This window comes from Sporosarcina sp. JAI121 (assembly GCF_013408665.1).
In the GTDB taxonomy this organism is placed as follows: domain Bacteria; phylum Bacillota; class Bacilli; order Bacillales_A; family Planococcaceae; genus Sporosarcina.
Genome location: NZ_JACCCL010000001.1, coordinates 1,781,979 through 1,799,970, shown reverse-complemented (window position 1 = coordinate 1,799,970; position 17,992 = coordinate 1,781,979). Strand labels below are relative to the sequence as shown.

General features: G+C 43.7%; 17 protein-coding genes. All 17 read left to right on the top strand.

Translation table 11 applies throughout. From position 1 onward, the window contains the following. The first annotated feature begins 37 nt into the window (after window positions 1–37). The 17 genes from hemW (at window position 38) to HDC33_RS08365 (ending at window position 17,974) form a co-directional block, all read left to right on the top strand. Complete coding sequence (gene hemW, locus HDC33_RS08445; protein ID WP_179392012.1) at window positions 38–1,171, top strand: radical SAM family heme chaperone HemW; 1,134 nt, start codon at window positions 38–40, stop codon at window positions 1,169–1,171. Window positions 1,172–1,266: 95 nt separating this feature from the next. Next, a complete protein-coding gene (hrcA, locus tag HDC33_RS08440; RefSeq protein ID WP_179392011.1) occupies window positions 1,267–2,322 on the top strand; it encodes a heat-inducible transcriptional repressor HrcA in 1,056 nt (351 codons plus the stop codon). Beyond that, complete coding sequence (grpE, locus tag HDC33_RS08435; RefSeq protein WP_179392010.1) at window positions 2,319–2,894, top strand: nucleotide exchange factor GrpE; 576 nt, start codon at window positions 2,319–2,321, stop codon at window positions 2,892–2,894. The genes hrcA and grpE overlap by 4 nt, the downstream gene beginning before the upstream one ends. A gap of 129 nt (window positions 2,895–3,023) precedes the next feature. Beyond that, window positions 3,024–4,844: a molecular chaperone DnaK gene (gene dnaK, locus HDC33_RS08430; protein ID WP_179392009.1), complete on the top strand. Its 1,821-nt coding sequence runs from the start codon at window positions 3,024–3,026 to the stop codon at window positions 4,842–4,844. Between the two features lie 239 nt (window positions 4,845–5,083). Continuing rightward, the gene (gene dnaJ, locus HDC33_RS08425; RefSeq protein WP_179392008.1) at window positions 5,084–6,208 is read left to right on the top strand and encodes a molecular chaperone DnaJ; all 1,125 of its coding nucleotides are present in this window, start codon (window positions 5,084–5,086) and stop codon (window positions 6,206–6,208) included. Window positions 6,209–6,222: 14 nt separating this feature from the next. Next, complete coding sequence (gene prmA, locus HDC33_RS08420) at window positions 6,223–7,167, top strand: 50S ribosomal protein L11 methyltransferase (protein WP_179392692.1); 945 nt, start codon at window positions 6,223–6,225, stop codon at window positions 7,165–7,167. Between the two features lie 4 nt (window positions 7,168–7,171). Beyond that, window positions 7,172–7,912: a 16S rRNA (uracil(1498)-N(3))-methyltransferase gene (locus tag HDC33_RS08415; RefSeq protein WP_179392007.1), complete on the top strand. Its 741-nt coding sequence runs from the start codon at window positions 7,172–7,174 to the stop codon at window positions 7,910–7,912. A 16-nt stretch (window positions 7,913–7,928) separates the two neighbouring features. After that, window positions 7,929–9,269, top strand: a complete 1,341-nt coding sequence (mtaB, locus tag HDC33_RS08410) for a tRNA (N(6)-L-threonylcarbamoyladenosine(37)-C(2))-methylthiotransferase MtaB (RefSeq protein WP_179392006.1) — start codon at window positions 7,929–7,931, stop codon at window positions 9,267–9,269. 117 nt (window positions 9,270–9,386) lie between these two features. Next, window positions 9,387–10,058, top strand: a complete 672-nt coding sequence (deoC, locus tag HDC33_RS08405; protein ID WP_179392005.1) for a deoxyribose-phosphate aldolase — start codon at window positions 9,387–9,389, stop codon at window positions 10,056–10,058. A 105-nt stretch (window positions 10,059–10,163) separates the two neighbouring features. Continuing rightward, the gene (gene rpsU / locus HDC33_RS08400) at window positions 10,164–10,337 is read left to right on the top strand and encodes a 30S ribosomal protein S21 (protein ID WP_179392004.1); all 174 of its coding nucleotides are present in this window, start codon (window positions 10,164–10,166) and stop codon (window positions 10,335–10,337) included. 188 nt (window positions 10,338–10,525) lie between these two features. Continuing rightward, window positions 10,526–11,857, top strand: a complete 1,332-nt coding sequence (locus HDC33_RS08395) for an NfeD family protein (RefSeq protein ID WP_179392003.1) — start codon at window positions 10,526–10,528, stop codon at window positions 11,855–11,857. Further along, the gene (gene floA / locus HDC33_RS08390) at window positions 11,857–12,867 is read left to right on the top strand and encodes a flotillin-like protein FloA (RefSeq protein ID WP_370457426.1); all 1,011 of its coding nucleotides are present in this window, start codon (window positions 11,857–11,859) and stop codon (window positions 12,865–12,867) included. Before HDC33_RS08395 ends, floA begins: the two co-directional genes overlap by 1 nt. Window positions 12,868–12,905: 38 nt before the next feature. After that, window positions 12,906–13,427 (top strand): hypothetical protein, encoded by a 522-nt coding sequence (locus HDC33_RS08385; RefSeq protein WP_179392002.1) that lies wholly within the window; start codon window positions 12,906–12,908, stop codon window positions 13,425–13,427. A 50-nt stretch (window positions 13,428–13,477) separates the two neighbouring features. Further along, window positions 13,478–13,735 (top strand): hypothetical protein, encoded by a 258-nt coding sequence (locus tag HDC33_RS08380; RefSeq protein WP_179392001.1) that lies wholly within the window; start codon window positions 13,478–13,480, stop codon window positions 13,733–13,735. Then, window positions 13,725–14,825, top strand: coding sequence for a sporulation protein YqfD (locus tag HDC33_RS08375; RefSeq protein ID WP_179392000.1), 1,101 nt, complete (start codon window positions 13,725–13,727; stop codon window positions 14,823–14,825). Before HDC33_RS08380 ends, HDC33_RS08375 begins: the two co-directional genes overlap by 11 nt. Window positions 14,826–14,829: 4 nt before the next feature. Next, a complete protein-coding gene (locus HDC33_RS08370; RefSeq protein ID WP_370457460.1) occupies window positions 14,830–15,774 on the top strand; it encodes a PhoH family protein in 945 nt (314 codons plus the stop codon). A gap of 73 nt (window positions 15,775–15,847) precedes the next feature. Continuing rightward, window positions 15,848–17,974 carry an HD family phosphohydrolase gene (locus HDC33_RS08365; protein ID WP_179391998.1) on the top strand — a complete coding sequence of 709 codons (2,127 nt, stop codon included), beginning with the start codon at window positions 15,848–15,850 and terminating at the stop codon, window positions 17,972–17,974. Window positions 17,975–17,992 lie beyond the last annotated feature (18 nt).

Genomic DNA, 17,992 nt, shown 5'->3' with positions numbered 1-17,992 from the left:
CTTGCGCTTATAAATAGTTAAGGAAGGAAGTGACGGAATGAGGGGTATGTATATCCACATCCCGTTTTGCCATCAAATTTGTCATTACTGCGATTTCAATAAAGTGTTTTTTAAAAACCAGCCGGTCGATGAATATATAGAATCGATGGGTCAAGAGCTGGCCATCATGCGGCAGGAAGGCGTTTCATTCAAAGAAGTTGAGACGGTTTTCTTAGGAGGCGGTACACCGACTTCACTGTCCGAAAACCAACTTGAGCGGCTGCTAGAGATTATCCATGAATATGTAGATGTGAGTTCATTGAAAGAGTTCTCGACGGAAGCAAATCCGGATGAACTGACATACGGTAAATTGACCGTTCTGAAAAATGGCGGTGTGGACAGGTTGAGTATTGGTGTCCAGTCATTTGACGCGGATCTTTTGAAAAAAATTGGCAGAACGCATGGAGCAGATGATGCTGCGCGCGTTGTTGGTGAAGCGAGAAAAGCAGGATTCGACAATATAAGCATCGACTTGATTTATGGGTTGCCGGGTCAAACAATCGCTCAATGGCATGACACTCTTGTACAGGCGACTGCGCTTGATCTCCCTCATTATTCAGGATACTCGCTCATAGTTGAACCGAAAACCGTCTTTTACAACTTGATGAATAAAGGCAAATTGCCGCTGCCTGGTGAGGATATCGAAACAGAAATGTTCACGATGCTTATTGATCATATGGAGCGTAGAGGACGGCAGCGCTACGAAATTAGTAATTTTGCAATTCCGGGTAGCGAGTCGATCCATAATCTCCTCTATTGGGAAAATGCCACATACGCAGGTGTTGGTGCTGGCGCACACGGGTATATAAGTGGAACGAGGTACTCCAACATCGGGCCGATTACAAAATATATGGAGAAAACAATGTCGGGAGAACGACCGCTCCAACAGACACATGTAGTAACGGAAACAGAAGCGATGGAAGAAGAGATGTTTCTTGGGCTCCGTAAAACTGATGGCGTATCCGTTTCTTCATTCCAAATCAAGTTTGGAAAATCAATCGACGATGTTTACGGCGAAACTTTGCAATCATTAATTCAAAATGGACTGGTTGAACGGTTGGATGATGCGTTGAAGTTGACGCAACGGGGCGTTTACAGAGGAAACGACGTATTCCAACAATTTCTTAAATAATGTAGAGTCTATTCGTTGACATGCCGATTTGTATTTGTTAAATTATCAGTAGTATTAGCACTCGAAGTCACGGAGTGCTAACAGGAGTGATGATTATGTTGACGAACAGACAATTGCTTATATTGCAACTGACGGTTGACGATTTCATCGAGTCCGCACAACCCGTCGGATCGAGGCAGCTATCCAAAAAGCCGGAAGCCCCATTCAGTCCAGCAACAATAAGGAATGAAATGGCTGACCTTGAGGAGATGGGTTATCTTGAGAAGACCCATACTTCATCCGGCAGAATACCATCCGAAAAAGGGTATCGATTTTATGTCGACCATCTATTAACGACAGAAAAGCTCAACACGGAGGACAGTATTCACTTACGCTCGATTTTTCGGGAAAAAGTAGTGGAAACCGAAGAGTTAATACGCAAATCGGCGACAATACTTTCCGATTTAACGAATTACACATCGATTCTACTCGGTCCCGATACATCATTGCATGCAGTAAAACGTTTTTCAGTTGTTCCATTGGATCAGAAAACGGCTGTTGCAATCATTGTCACAGACAATGGCCGTGTTGAGAATAGGCTCTTCAACGTACCGGAGGGATTCACCTCATCAGATATTGAAAAAATGGTGAACATCTTGAACGAACGGCTCATCGGCACACCGCTCGTCAATCTCCAAAAGATGCTCGTTGAGGAATCGAAAACAGTATTGGAGCGTCATATCCATCATGCGGGCGACTTATTCGCATCATTCCAACGGGCGATTTCAATCGAACCGGAGGAACGCCTGTTTTTTGGCGGTAAGATGAATATGATGAAACAACCTGAATTCAATGATATCCATAAGATGAAAACATTTTTTGAACTGATGGACAAAGGTGTTCCGGCTATGACGTTTTTCCAGGAAGGTATGACAGGTATTCATGTCCGCATCGGTTCTGAAAACAATCACAATGCGATGGAAGATTGTAGTGTGATTACAGCGACATATTCAGCCGGCGACAATATGACGGGTTCCATCGCAATCATCGGACCCAAACGGATGGACTATGCAAGAGTCATCACGATGCTCGATTTAATGAGTAGTGATTTGTCCAGAGAATTGGCTAGGCTGACAATAGGCGGCGGAACAGCAGGGAGGAACGACCAATGACGAATGTAAATGATGAAGTAGAAGAGAACGGCAAAACTGTAGTGGAAGCTTCCGAAGAAGCAAACGAAACAATCGATTCTGATGAAAAAGTTGAAGAGATTGAAATCGTTGAGAACGGGAATGACACTATTGTGCAAGAACTGACAGAAAAGCTGCAAGAGGAAGAGAACAAACGCCTCAGACTTCTTGCGGATTATGAAAATTTCAAAAGAAGAGCCTCTCTTGATAAAGAAGCGCTGCAAAAATATCGCGCCCAAAACGTCGTGACGAATCTGATTCCGGTTCTTGATAACTTTGCGCGGGCACTTACTGTCGAAACGAAAACCGAAGAGGCGCAAACAATGTTGACGGGACTAGATATGATCTATCGTACTTTCGTTCAAGCCCTTGAAGATGAAGGACTTGTCGAAATCAAAGCACTAGATCAGGAATTTGATCCGAATTTCCATCAGGCGATCATGACAGGTAAAGATGAGGATAAACCATCGGGCATCGTACTTGAAGAAATGCAAGCAGGCTATATGTTGAAAGATCGTGTCCTTCGACCAGCGATGGTTAAAGTGAACGAATAAAGAACTAGTTAAGTTGAAGTATTGAAACCTTTGTATAAACTGAGCTAAGGCTTCTAGCGCCGCGGCGGGGTAATGGAGTTCATTATTTCAACTTACATAATAAGCATTTTTAATAGGAGGAATTTTATTATGAGCAAAATTATCGGTATTGACTTAGGGACAACAAACTCAGTGGTAGCAATTTATGAAGGCGGAGAGCCGAAAGTTATTCCAAATCCGGAAGGTAACCGTACAACGCCATCCGTCGTAGCATTTAAAAACGGCGAACGTCAAGTCGGAGAAGTTGCGAAACGCCAATCAATCACGAACCCAAACACAATCATGTCAGTTAAAAGACATATGGGAACAGATTTTAAAGTAAAAGCTGAAGACAAAGAATATACGCCACAAGAAGTTTCTGCAATGATTCTTCAGTACTTGAAAGGCTATGCAGAAGAGTACCTGGGTGAAAAAGTGACGAAAGCGGTTATTACAGTTCCTGCTTACTTCAGCGATGCACAACGTCAAGCAACACAGGATGCTGGTAAAATTGCGGGACTTGAAGTAGAACGTATCATCAACGAGCCGACTGCTGCAGCACTTGCATATGGTCTTGATAAAACAGATGACGATGAAACAATTCTTGTTTATGACCTTGGCGGCGGTACGTTCGACGTTTCAATCCTTGAACTTGGTGACGGAGTATTCCAAGTTAAATCAACTGCTGGAGATAATAAACTTGGCGGCGATGATTTTGACGATGTCATCATCGACTTCCTTGTTCAAGAATTCAAGAAAGACAACGGAATTGATTTGTCGAAAGACAAAATGGCGATGCAACGTTTGAAAGACGCTGCAGAGAAAGCGAAAAAAGATCTATCAGGTGTAACAACTTCACAAATTTCGCTTCCATTCATCACAGCAGGCGAGGCAGGTCCACTTCACCTAGAAATATCACTATCTCGTGGAAAATTCGATGAATTGACTGCTCACCTTGTTGAACGTTCAATGGTACCTACACGTCAGGCATTGAAAGATGCAGGCCTGGCGGCATCCGAGATCGATAAAGTAATTCTTGTCGGCGGATCGACTCGTATTCCTTCCGTACAAGAAGCGATCAAGAAGGAAACAGGGAAAGAACCATATAAAGGCGTTAACCCGGATGAGGTGGTTGCACTTGGCGCAGCTGTTCAAGGGTCCATTTTGAGCGGAGACGTAACGGACGTAGTTCTCTTAGATGTAACACCTCTTTCACTCGGTATTGAAACGATGGGTAACGTCTTTACGAAACTAATCGAACGTAACACGACAATCCCGACAAGCAAATCACAAGTATTCTCAACAGCGGCTGATAGCCAGCCTGCAGTTGACATCCACGTATTACAAGGGGAACGTCCGATGTCTGCGGACAACAAAACGCTTGGCCGTTTCCAATTGACGGATATTCCGCCGGCACCGCGCGGCGTTCCGCAAATCGAAGTTACATTCGATATCGATAAAAACGGTATTGTAACAGTTAAAGCCAAGGATCTTGGAACTCAAAAAGAACAAAACATCACAATCCAAGCAAGTTCTGGTCTATCTGATGACGAAATCGAACGCATGGTGAAAGATGCAGAAGCAAATGCTGAAGCTGACCAAAAGCGTAAAGAAGAAGCTGACTTGAAAAACGAGGCGGACCAACTCGTATTCATGGCTGAAAAGACTTTGAAAGATCTTGAAGGAAAAGTTTCCGAAGAAGAAGTGAAAAGTGTAGAAGAAGCTAAGGAAGAGCTGAAAGCCGCACTTGAAGCCGGCGACTTTGATGCTATTCGCACGAAAAAAGAAAAATTGGATGAAATCGTCCAACAGATGTCTATGAAATTGTATGAACAAGCCGCAGCTGAAGCAGCTGAAGGCGCTGGCGAACCTCAAGACGATAGCGTAGTTGACGCTGATTTTGAAGAGGTTGACGACAAAGTTAATAAATAAAAGTAATTGTTGACGGAAAAGTCAAAGTCCGATATTCCGGCTTTGGCTTTTCCGATTTTTTTGTGCGATCTAGACTTCAGCGCCTAGCCTCTCGAGTCGCTTCAGTCTTGAAGATAAAGCCAAAGAGCGCCTTTACTTTCAAGACTTCCAGCGCTTTTTGAGGCTGACCAGGCGCTTACGCTTTTCAGTTATTAATGATACAATAGACGATATCCAAAGTATTTCGGGAGAGTGAAATAATGAGTAAAAGAGATTATTATGATGTATTGGGATTGTCAAAATCTGCATCTAAGGATGAAATTAGAAAAGCATATCGTTCGCTTTCAAAAAAATACCATCCGGACTTGAACAAAGCGGATGATGCAGTTGAGAAATTCAAAGAAGTGACCGAAGCGTATGAAGTGCTGAGCGACGACTCGAAAAAGGCGAATTATGACCAATTCGGCCATACTGATCCGACCCAAGGATTTGGTGGTTTCGGCGGTGGAGGCGGTGCTGATGGCTTTGGTTTTGATGATATATTCAGTACGTTTTTCGGAGGGAATACCCGTCGACGTGATCCGAATGCCCCGAGAAAAGGGGATGACTTACAATACTCGATGAACATTGATTTCATGGAGGCTGTTTTCGGGAAGGAAACGGAAGTTGAAATTCCAAAAGAAGAAACATGTGAGACTTGTGATGGTTCGGGCGCCAAAAAAGGAACGACACCTAAAACATGTACCCATTGTAGCGGTTCCGGACAAATCAGCGTCACTCAAAACACGCCGCTTGGTCAGATGGTCAATCGCAGGGCATGTCCACATTGTCATGGAACTGGTAAAATAATTCCTGAAAAATGTTCAACTTGTCATGGTGCAGGCAGAGTAACGATAAGAAAGAAAATCAAAGTGACAATACCTGAAGGTGTCGACGATGGTCAACAACTTCGTGTATCTGGCCAGGGTGAACCGGGTCACAACGGAGGACCGGCGGGCGATTTGTATATCGTATTCCGTGTGAAACCGCATGAGAAATTCATCCGTGAAGAAGATGATATCTATTTGGAACTCAGTCTTTCATTCCCGCAGGCTTCACTCGGAGATGAAATCGAAGTACCGACCGTGCAAGGCAATGTGAACTTGAAAATCCCTGCCGGAACACAAACAGGAACACGCTTCCGATTGAAAGGCAAAGGCGTTAAAAACGTCCATGGTCGGGGAATCGGAGATCAGCATGTAGTAGTGAAAGTGCTGACGCCTAAAAAGATGACGGAAAAACAGAAAGAATTGATGCGTGAATTTGCAGCAATCAGCGGAGATGCGCTGGACGAGTACTCAAGTTCACTGTTCGATAAAATCAAACGGTCAATCAAAGGCGACTGAAAGGGATGAATTCATTGAAGTGGTCGGAAATTTCCATTCATACGACACATGAAGCAACTGAAGCAGTAGCGAATATATTACATGAAGCGGGCGCAAGCGGAGTTGTTATCGAAGATTCGGCAGAGCCCGATCGCCTCCACGAGGATCGATACGGTGAAATATGGGCGCTCGACAAAAACGATTTTCCAGCAGACGGCGTTATCTTAAAAGCATATTTACCCGTAAATAGTTTTCTTATAGAAACTGTGAAAGACATTGGTCAGTCAATTGAAGGCTTGTCTGAATTCGGGTTGAATGTCGGGGGAAATGCCATCCAAACGAATGAAGTCGATGAAGAAGATTGGGCGACTGCATGGAAGAAATACTATCATCCCGTCAAAATTTCCGGCCGCTTTACGATCGTCCCGACCTGGGAAGACTATGCTCCTGTCGAATCTGATGAATTGATCATTGAACTTGATCCGGGCATGGCGTTTGGAACGGGCACGCATCCAACAACAGTCATGTGTTTACAAGCGCTAGAAAAATACGTCGAGCCGGGCGATACTGTTGTCGATGTTGGTACGGGTTCAGGTGTGTTGTCAATTGGAGCAGCGCTACTGGGCGCTTCCCGTGTTCAAGCACTCGATTTGGATCAAGTTGCAGTTGTAGCAGCTAAAGAAAATATCAAATTGAACAATGTTGAAGAAATAGTAGAGGTTACGCATGGCAACCTATTGGACTCTGTAAAGGTGCCGGCCGATATTATCATCGCAAACATCCTTGCAGAAGTTATCATGTCCTTTTCCCAAGATGCATATACCATTTTACCGGAAGATGGGTTGTTCATCGTTTCGGGAATCATCGGACAGAAGCGCGATCTCGTAAAAGATGATCTTGTCAGCAAAGGTTTTGAGATTATCGAGTCAATCCTTATGGAAGACTGGGTTGCTATCATCGCTCGGAAAAGGGGCGTGTAATAGTTTGCAACGCTATTTTCTACAATCTTCTTTTGGTGAAAAAGGAACCGCAACAATAACGGGAGATGACGGCAAGCACATCGTTCGTGTCATGCGGATGAATGTCGGTGATGATATCATCGCTGTTACTGACCAAGAAGCTTTCGTTTCCACAATTATAGAAGTTTTGTCTGACGGCGTCGTTGTCAGACGCAAAGAAGAGCGTCTTCGGGCCAACGAAATGCCTGTAGAAGTTACGGTTGCTTGCGGTCTCCCTAAAGGCGATAAACTCGATTTAATCGTTCAAAAAGGGACCGAACTCGGCATGGTAGGGATCCTGCCATTTCAAGCTGAAAGGTCCATTGTAAAGTGGGATGAAAGAAAAGGCGATAAAAAAGTCGAACGGCTTCGTAAAATTGCCAAAGAAGCTGCAGAACAATGCCATCGCACTGTTATTCCAATGGTCGGTACTCCATTATCATTTCGGCAATTGATTGTTGAATCGAGAAAATTTGATGTTCTTCTTTTTGCTGATGAAGAAGACGCAAAAAGTGGAGATCCGAACAAAATTGCAGACCGTCTGAAAAACGTATATCATGAACAAACGGTGCTTGTTGTATTCGGACCTGAAGGCGGATTGTCCAGGAATGAAGCCGAAACACTTCGAACAGAAGGATTTCTTCCGATAGCATTAGGTCCGCGTATATTGCGGACAGAAACAGCACCATTGTATTTATTGTCCGCAATGTCTTACGAATTTGAGTGAAAGAGGTGAGCAGCTGATGTCAACGGTCGCTTTCCATACGTTGGGCTGCAAAGTGAATCATTACGAAACCGAGGCAATCTGGCAACTATTCAAACAAGCCGGATATGACCGCGGGGATTTCGAAAAGAACTCTGATGTTTACGTCATTAATACATGTACAGTGACGAATACCGGTGATAAGAAAAGCCGGCAAGTCATCCGTCGTGCAGTCCGGAAAAATCCGGACGCTGTCATTTGCGTTACAGGTTGTTATGCACAGACGTCTCCTGCTGAAATCATGGCGATTCCAGGGGTTGATATTGTTGTCGGAACACAAGACCGGTCGAAACTGATTGGGCTCATTGATGAGTACCGTACAGAACGTCAGCCGATCAACGCTGTCCGCAACATCATGAAAAACAGGGTTTATGAAGAACTGGATGTTCCTGCATTTACGGACCGCACGCGCGCGTCCCTCAAAATTCAGGAAGGATGCAATAACTTCTGTACATTTTGCATCATTCCGTGGGCGCGGGGACTTATGCGTTCACGTGATCCACAGGAAGTCATCCATCAAGCGCAACAGCTTGTTGATGCGGGATATTTGGAAATTGTTTTGACTGGTATTCATACAGGCGGATACGGTGAAGATTTGAAAGATTACAATCTGGCACGATTGCTACGTGACCTTGAAACCCAAGTGAAAGGGCTCAAACGACTCCGCATCAGTTCAATTGAAGCGAGCCAACTGACTGATGAAGTAATTGATGTTCTTCGTCATTCATCGACCATCGTCCGTCATCTGCATATACCGATACAGTCTGGTTCAAACACAGTCTTGAAACGAATGCGCCGTAAGTACACAATGGAATTTTTCGGAGAACGTCTGGACAGGCTTCGTGAAGCGCTACCGCAACTAGCGATCACTTCAGATGTTATCGTAGGCTTCCCAGGCGAAACGGAAGAGGAGTTCATGGAAACATATAACTTTATCCGTGATTATAAATTCTCCGAACTTCATGTTTTCCCTTATTCAAAACGGACAGGTACCCCTGCCGCAAGAATGGAAGATCAGGTTCCTGAAGATGTGAAAAATGAACGCGTTCACCGTTTGATTGAATTGAATGATCAGCTGGCGAAGCAATATGCGTCCACTTTCGAAAATGAGGTACTCGAAGTCATTCCGGAAGAAAAATATAAGCTTGATCCCAACAGCGGTTTGTATGAAGGCTACTCGGATAATTATTTGAAACTCGTATTCCCTGCTGAAGAGTCTATGGTCGGTAAAATCATTCGTGTGAAAGTGGTGAAAGCGGGCTACCCATATAACGAAGGGCAATTTGTTCGCGTTATAGAGGAAGAAACACAACCCGTATAATTTTTATTCTTTAAAAGCTGTTCTTATCCATTTTAGGAAGGAACAGCTTTTTTGGTGCAGAAATGAATGGTTCTTGATATGATATGAGAAGTACGGACAACTCGAGGAGGTATTCATTTGAATACAAATTTTGCAACTTATATTGATCATACATTATTGAAAGCTGACGCAAAAAAGACGGAAATTCAGACATTATGTGAAGAAGCCCGTAAATACACGTTTGCCTCTGTCTGTGTAAACCCGACATGGGTAAAAACAGCAGCATTTGCACTTGAAGGATCACCAGTAAAAGTATGTACAGTTATTGGGTTTCCACTTGGAGCATCAACATCCGAAGTAAAAGCGTTTGAAACTGCCGACGCGATTACAAATGGAGCGACTGAAATTGATATGGTGATCAATATCGGTGCGCTACGTAGCGGTGATGATGAAATCGTGAAAAATGACATTGAATCAGTTGTAAATGCAGCAAAAGGGAAAGCGATCGTCAAAGTAATTATCGAAACATCTCTTCTCACTGAGAAGGAGAAAAGGAAAGCATGTGAACTCTCGGTCCTAGCAGGAGCAGATTTTGTGAAAACGTCGACTGGTTTCTCAACCGGCGGTGCCACAGAACAAGACGTCAAGCTTATGAGGGCGGTTGTAGGACCTAAAACGGGCGTCAAAGCGTCGGGCGGTGTCCGAAGTCTAGATGATATGAAAAAAATGATTGATGCGGGAGCGACAAGAATCGGTGCAAGTTCAGGCGTTAAGATCATGCAAGGCCTTGAATCCGACTCCGATTATTAATTTGAAAGTTTTATATTGACCTATTGTTTATTTCGCGGTATAATTTATGAGTACATGGCACTTGGTCATGTACAAGAAGTGTGTTTGGAGGGAGGGACAAGAGATATGTCGAAAACTGTTGTTCGTAAAAACGAATCGCTTGAAGATGCTCTTCGCCGCTTCAAACGTACTGTATCCAAAAGTGGAACAATACAAGAGGTAAGAAAGCGCGAGTATTATGATAAGCCGAGTGAAAAACGTAAAAAGAAATCTGAAGCTGCAAGGAAACGTAAATTCTGATTTCCTGCAATGATGAGTTCGACCTTGTTTTGAATTTAAAATTTGGTAAACCGGAAAATCCGTTATGGATTTTCCGGTTTATTTGTATTGTGAAGGAAGATAAAAAGTTTCAGGGAAAATGAAACTTCTATGCATTTGGAACGTATATAGAGATATACTAGAATATATAGAGAGAGGTGAAAAATATTATGCATAAAATGATAGGAAGAGTTCTTCTGTTCATTTTATTCGTATCTGCGTTCGCTTTTCCGCTTTTAGATAGTCAGGCGGCTACTGCGAAAGTATATAAAGTCCCAATTGAAGATGTTGTTGAGAAAGGATTATACGCTTTTTTGCAACGATCATTCTCGGAAGCTGAAAAAGCAGGAGCGAAAGCGATCATACTGGAAATAGACACACCTGGAGGATTTACCGATGCAGCCGGAAAAATTGCCAAGCTAATGGATGAAACGGATTTGAAGGTAATCGCTTACATCAATGATAATGCTTTATCGGCAGGCGCTTATTTGGCACTTCATGCAGATGAAATCTACATGTCTCCAAATGGCCTAATCGGTGCAGCTCAGGTGATTGATTCATCTGGAAACGCAGCGGATGTCAAAGCCCATAGTGCGTGGGTTGCAAGTATGAGAAATGCGGCGAAGTCTTCAAAACGTAACCCGTTATATGCTGAAGCCATGGCAAATCCTAAAATCGATCTTTCCGACTATCGGGCTGGTGTAGGTGATTTACTGACACTCACTGCTGATGAGGCAAAGAAAGTCGAATACAGTGAAGGAACAGTGACATCTCTCAAGGAGTTGCTAAAAGAAACAGGACTTGAAAATACGGAAATCATTTCAACAAATGAAACATTTTCGGAGAGTATTGCACGGTTCATCACGCATCCTGTTGTCGTACCGATTTTATTATCAATTGCAGGACTGGGATTTGTATTGGAATTATACTCCCCGGGATTTGGAGTTGCAGGAACTATGGCTGCCAGCTCATTAGTTTTATTCTTCTACGGACACCTGATTGCCGGGTTTGCAGGTTACGAAACGATTATTTTGTTCCTTTTGGGCGCGGTTCTAGTCGTTGCGGAAATCTTCTTGCCACATGGTATAGCAGGTGTCATTGGATCGCTCGCAATTATTGGAAGTATTATTATGGCGGGCGGCAATCCGATGTATATGGCGATTTCTGTCCTTATCGCGGTTGCTATCGCCATTACGGGGATGGTGATTATTATGAAGTTCTTTGGTAAAAAACTGCATCTGCTCAATAAAGTCGTGCTGATGGATACGACTGATACGCAAAGCGGCTATGTTTCGAATGTGAATAGAGTGGAACTGCTTGGACGCGTTGCCAAAACTTCCACTGCACTGAGACCGTCGGGGGCAATCGAGCTTGACGGCGAACGAATCGATGTCGTTTCCGAAGGAAGCTACATTGCTAAAGGAATAAGTGTTATCATTGTAAAGGTTGAAGGTTCCCGGATTGTAGTGAGGGAATCAATAGAGAAAGGGGAGAATGAATAATGCCAGCAATCGCAGGTTCAGCAGGTTTAATAGGTATGGTAGCAATCGTAGTAGTAGCAATAATCATATTGTCCGTATTTTTCACACTCGTCCCTGTAATGCTGTGGATTTCCGCCATGGCGGCAGGAGTAAGAGTAAGTATCTTTACATTGATCGGTATGCGTCTTCGTCGAGTTATCCCGAGCCGGATTGTCAACCCGCTCATTAAAGCGCACAAAGCTGGACTAGATGTTGCAATTAACCAGCTTGAAAGTCATTATCTAGCAGGAGGAAACGTTGACCGCGTCGTTAACGCCCTGATTGCTGCACATCGTGCAAACATCGAACTATCATTTGAACGTGCGGCGGCGATCGATCTTGCAGGTCGTGACGTATTAGAAGCAGTTCAAATGTCTGTAAATCCAAAAGTCATTGAAACACCATTCATCGCCGGTGTTGCAATGAACGGGATTGAAGTAAAAGCAAAAGCGCGTATTACTGTACGTGCAAATATCGACCGTCTTGTCGGTGGTGCTGGTGAAGAGACAATTGTAGCACGTGTCGGCGAAGGTATCATTTCAACAATCGGTTCGTCCATTGACCACGCAAAAGTTCTAGAAAATCCGGATATGATCTCTCAGACTGTCTTGGCGAAAGGACTCGATTCAGGTACGGCTTTCGAAATCCTGTCCATTGATATCGCAGACGTTGATATCGGTAAGAACATCGGTGCGGAACTGCAAACTGAACAAGCTATGGCAGATAAAAACATCGCACAGGCAAAAGCGGAAGAACGCCGTGCAATGGCTGTTGCAAATGAGCAGGAAATGAGAGCGAAAGTTGAAGAAATGAGAGCGAAAGTTGTTGAAGCGGAAGCGGAAGTTCCACTTGCGATGGCAGAAGCACTTCGTTCAGGTAACATGGGAATCATGGATTACATGAACTTTAAAAATGTCCAAGCAGATACAGGAATGCGTGACTCCATCAGTAAGTATGGAAAGAACGATAAAACTGAACCTACAAAAGACTGAAGCAACGGAAACAGATTCCCGGAAAGGGGATGCGATGAATGGATAGTGGACTCATCTTACTGATCATCTCGCTAGTTGCCGGAGTTCTATTCAACGGTAAAGGGAAGAAAAAGGAACCCGCGAAAGGACCGCAGCCAAAGCCATTCACGGCAACAGGCCGCGTTCCGGACAACCCGGCCAGTAAATTAAAAGAGATGTCAAAAGAGCTGTATCGCGAACTGCAGAAAGAAATGCAAGGCGGGGATACAGAACCGCCAAGCCGCCAACTGCAACGTCAACAACAGCTACCACAGGCAACGGTTCAACCAGCACCTGCAGCACCACAACCTGCCAGAGCCAGTGTTGAAAGAAAAGAACGCGCTGATTCATCAGGAAATCGTCATATCGAACGACCTGATTCATCAGTCAATCGCCATAGTGGAAGATTGACAGCACATGGAGGCAAACGTCAACCTGTATCCGCTATAGAAAAAACTGATTTAATGCCCAAAAATCAAGAAGATCTACTGAAAGGTATCGTCTTCTCCGAAATATTTGGTCCGCCAAAATCAAAAAGATAAGCATTGACCCCCTGTCCGAATCATACGATGTGGATAGGGGGTTTTATATTTTGAGAAAATTATTCAATACCGTGTCATCAGTTACAATTGAAGAATTCACTTCCTTACGTATTAATGGTCCTTATGCGTTGCTGAAACTTGGCCCCGATTTTGCAATCATTGCCAGCGGAGAGTATAGAATCGAAGCATCAGGTACCGATTTGACAGTTGAAACGTTATCAGAGGAAGTGGCTGTTTTAACATTCACTGCAATTACCGCGTTAAGTGTGACAACGGATGTAAACAAGGAAGCGATTTATGATGCATAAACGGTATGCAGTCAAAATCTCAGGTGACGGTGATCTGGCAGGATTGCTTACAAAGTTAGTAACAATTAAGACGAAAATAACTTCGTTATCCGTCGTGGACGGTGTGGCCCGTTTTCGGACGGATCGTAATGGGCTTCGTGCTATCCGTCGAAATAGAAGGCACTATCGGTTAAAAGTGGTAATCAAAGTTGCGGATCTTGAATCGGGTTCTGTAAACTTTTTTACTTCCAGCCGATTCCTTATTGCGTGCTTCATTCCGTTTGCGGCATCCTTTTTCTTATGGACAGTGGATGTCGAATCGGATATGCCTGAAGTCGTAGACAGGATAGAAAGGAAACTTGAAAAAAGTTCGATCGTTCCATTAAGGCCTTTAGCATTAATTCAAGACGAGGGGGAAATTCGCCGTACGCTTATGCTTGATGATCCAGCTTTATCGTGGGTAAGGTTCAAAAGGGTCGGGACATCGCTGACGGTCATTCCGATGCTGTCACCTTTGACAAATAACATAATCGATAAGGAAGAACCCGCATCGAATCTCGTAGCGCGTACGGGGGGAGTTATTACCCGTTTTGAATTAAAAAAGGGGGAGAGGATCAGTCGTATTCATCAAACTGTCAAAAAAGGGGACTTGCTTGCTACAGGAGTACTTGAACAAGGAGGGAAAACAACGGTAGTCGGCGCGGACGGAGCCGTATATGCAGATTATTGGGTCGAGTATACTTTCACCCTGCCAAAGAAAATCGATTTCCAGTTGCAAGGTGAGGAAATAGTAGAATATTCCTTTAACCTTCCTTGGAATCAAAATGGTGAGGATAAGTGGTCGCCGCAATCTTTAGTCAAGACGGAAAGGTATATGAAAGAAACGGCAGGACAGTTTGTATTGAAGAAAGGAATGGAAGAAACAGTCCTGATACCATTGCTGAAAAACAAATTATTGTCGGAATCTTTTTCAAAAGCGATAATTAAAGATGAAAAAGTTTTACACGTGACATTCGATAATGATAAAGTTAGTGGGACTATATTGTTTCTGATCAATGACAATATTGCCGTCAAAAGACTGATTCCCAAGGAGACTGAGCCTATTGGATGAACAAATGATTCAATTACATGTGGAAGACCCTAACGAAGCGGTAATGCTTCTCGGGATTTCTGACCAGAATATGAAATTGATTGAAGAGGAATTGAGCGTATCGGTATTAACAAGGGGCGAAACGATTTCCATCAATGGTGAAGAGGATAATAGGAATTCAGCTAAAGTGCTTTTGGAACAGTTACTGAAAGTGATTCGTAAAGGCATCAATATCAATCAACGTGACGTCTCAACTGCACTTGAGATGGTGAAAAGCGGTACAATCGAATATTTTGCAGAGCTATATGATGAAGAGATTTCTAGGAATATGAAGGGAAAAGCCATTCGTGCGAAGACGATTGGCCAACGTGAATATGTCAATGCGATTCGTACTAAAGATCTGGTATTCTGTATAGGACCTGCGGGGACGGGGAAAACGTACTTAGCGGTTGTACTTGCTGTTCTTGCGATGAAAACTGGTTCCGCGAAACGAATTATACTGACACGGCCCGCAGTTGAAGCTGGAGAGAGTCTGGGCTTCCTCCCAGGCGACTTGAAGGAAAAGGTCGACCCATACTTACGCCCGCTATACGATGCACTCCACGACGTCCTGGGAGCTGAACAGACAGATCGGCTTATGGAACGGGGAGTTATTGAAATTGCACCGCTTGCCTATATGAGGGGACGTACACTTGATGATGCTTTCATCATCCTCGACGAAGCGCAGAATACGACGAAGGCACAAATGAAAATGTTTTTAACTCGTCTCGGTTTCGGATCGAAAATGGTTATCAATGGCGACCAGACACAAATCGACTTGCCTAGAGGAACAGAATCCGGTTTAATGGTTGCCGAGTCAATCCTTAAAAAGGTTGGGGACATCCACTTTCAATACTTGGAACAGGGCGATGTTGTCAGACATCCGCTCGTTGCAAAAATAATTGAAGCATATGAAAAGGAGCAGTCATAGAAAGTGACTGCTTTTTCTTTAGTATCATCGCTGCTCTGAATATAGTTATAGAGTAGCAGGGGGAGAGATTCTGATGTTCCAGACAATCAGGAAGCTTTTTAAATCGCTTAAGTTCAATTACCTATCGCTATTCCTAATCGGAGTGTCCACTGTGCTCCTTTTTACCTTCATGTATGGAAGTGTGAAACAAGAAACCTTTGAACTAGAAGAATTTCAAATATCGCCGGACACCATACGTTCCCTGAAAACGGTCGAGGATACAGTGAAAACTGAACAAGAGAGGGAACGCGCTGCCCAAGAAGTAGGGCCTGCCTATGTATTTTCTGAAGATATCGCAAGAAACAGGCAGGCAATCGCAACATCGTTGTTCGACTTTCTTATCGAAGTGAAAAATATAAATGAGCCCGATCAGACAGAATCGGAAGTGCCTGTTAAGACTGTAAAGGAACAAGTTGCTGAAATGCGCAGTAAATTGGCCAATTTGGAAAAGGAAGAGCCCAATCTGCGGCTAAGTGATGATGCGATTTCCAGTCTTTTATCCCAAAAAACTGAAGATTTATTGGAAATGCAGAAAGTTCTTGTCAGTATAATGGGTGAGGAATTATCAAAACCGGTTAGAACTGCCGATTTATCAACTGTCCGATATGAAGTGGAACGGAAGATTCGGCTTACCGAATCGTTGCCGGCATCTGTGTTACAAACTCTGACAACGCTTAGCAGATCGCTTGTCGTTGAGACGGAGTCTGTCAATGAGGAAGCGACGAATGCGCGGATCGAACGGGCAAAGGAAACCGTGGAGCCTACCCGCATCTTGCAAGGACAGGTGATCGTCCGCGAAGGGCAGGTCATAGACAAAGAAGTATTTAGGCAATTGGAGCTTGCGGGTGTATTGTCGAACCAGTCCTCCATGAAACCGCTGGCAGGCCTTTCTATATTTGTCCTGTTCGTAGGAGCTATCATCTATATGCATTTTCTATCATGGAGAGAAAATAGGGTCGTCAAGAAAAAAGCATTGCTGATTGTATTGTCCGTCTATTTCCTGTTGGTCATTATGATGAAACTGTTATCCCTTATTGAGAAAGATTTCGATGTTCTTTTGGCTTTCCTATTTCCGACCGCGCTCGCTCCGATGCTTATTAAGCTTTTGACAAACGAGCGGCTTGCCATAATGACGACAATCATCACTGCGGCAACTGCAGGAATAATTCTTCAGGAAGGTTATGCGGCTATCATTCAAATGGAAGTTGCATTGTACATACTTTTCGGCGGCATAGTCAGCCTATACTTACTTGGCAATGGTGGAAGGCGTTCGAATATCTTACGGACTAGTTTAGGGGTGTCACTTTCGAATATGATGTTCATCGCTTTTTATCTATTGATGACTCAATCGTCTTACGCTTTGACAGAATTAGTGTATTATATGATAGCGGCAATTGTTTCAGGTATTCTGTCGGGAGCACTGACTATCGGACTCATGCCATTTTTTGAGTCTGCATATGGATTATTGTCAGACATGCGCCTTATTGAATTATCGAATCCCAACCATCCGTTAATGAAAAAAGTGCTGATCGAAACACCGGGTACTTATCATCATAGTGTGATGGTCGCAAACCTCGCCGACGCAGCGTGCGAATCGATTGGAGCAAATGGGCTCCTGGCAAGGGTCGGCTGTTACTACCATGATATCGGAAAGACATTAAGACCTGGCTTCTTCATAGAGAACCAGCATGCGGGGCAAAACCCTCATGATGCTTTGCCGCCGGAAAAAAGCAGGGACATTATCATCGCCCATGCAGAAGATGGTGCAAAACTACTGGAAAAGCATAAAATGCCCGTTGAAATAGTTGATATCGCTCGTCAACATCATGGGACGAGCACATTGAAATATTTTTATATTAAAGCAAAGAAATCAGGGGAAGATATAAAAGAAGAGGAATTCCGTTACGCCGGGCCTAAACCGCAAACGAAAGAAATCGCAATCATTTCAATAGCGGATAGTGTTGAGGCGGCTGTAAGGTCCATGAAAGAACCGACCCCCCAAAAAATTGCTGAACTCGTTCGTTCTATTGTTAATGATAAATTAAACGATGGACAATTCGATGAATGTGATCTATCCATGAAAGAATTGAAGACAGCAGAAAGTGTAATCTGTGAAACGTTGAATGGCATATTCCATAACCGGATTGAATATCCGAAGTGAAAATGAAAGGAGTTACTA

Excerpts from the sequence above, each read along its gene's own strand:
- hemW (WP_179392012.1), top strand. The coding sequence starts at position 38 with ATGAGGGGTATGTATATCCACATCCCGTTTTGCCATCAAATTTGTCAT.
- hrcA (WP_179392011.1), top strand. The coding sequence starts at position 1,267 with ATGTTGACGAACAGACAATTGCTTATATTGCAACTGACGGTTGACGAT.
- grpE (WP_179392010.1), top strand. The coding sequence starts at position 2,319 with ATGACGAATGTAAATGATGAAGTAGAAGAGAACGGCAAAACTGTAGTG.
- dnaK (WP_179392009.1), top strand. The coding sequence starts at position 3,024 with ATGAGCAAAATTATCGGTATTGACTTAGGGACAACAAACTCAGTGGTA.
- dnaJ (WP_179392008.1), top strand. The coding sequence starts at position 5,084 with ATGAGTAAAAGAGATTATTATGATGTATTGGGATTGTCAAAATCTGCA.
- mtaB (WP_179392006.1), top strand. The coding sequence starts at position 7,929 with ATGTCAACGGTCGCTTTCCATACGTTGGGCTGCAAAGTGAATCATTAC.
- rpsU (WP_179392004.1), top strand. The coding sequence starts at position 10,164 with ATGTCGAAAACTGTTGTTCGTAAAAACGAATCGCTTGAAGATGCTCTT.
- HDC33_RS08395 (WP_179392003.1), top strand. The coding sequence starts at position 10,526 with ATGCATAAAATGATAGGAAGAGTTCTTCTGTTCATTTTATTCGTATCT.
- floA (WP_370457426.1), top strand. The coding sequence starts at position 11,857 with ATGCCAGCAATCGCAGGTTCAGCAGGTTTAATAGGTATGGTAGCAATC.
- HDC33_RS08385 (WP_179392002.1), top strand. The coding sequence starts at position 12,906 with ATGGATAGTGGACTCATCTTACTGATCATCTCGCTAGTTGCCGGAGTT.
- HDC33_RS08375 (WP_179392000.1), top strand. The coding sequence starts at position 13,725 with ATGATGCATAAACGGTATGCAGTCAAAATCTCAGGTGACGGTGATCTG.
- HDC33_RS08370 (WP_370457460.1), top strand. The coding sequence starts at position 14,830 with ATGATTCAATTACATGTGGAAGACCCTAACGAAGCGGTAATGCTTCTC.
- HDC33_RS08365 (WP_179391998.1), top strand. The coding sequence starts at position 15,848 with ATGTTCCAGACAATCAGGAAGCTTTTTAAATCGCTTAAGTTCAATTAC.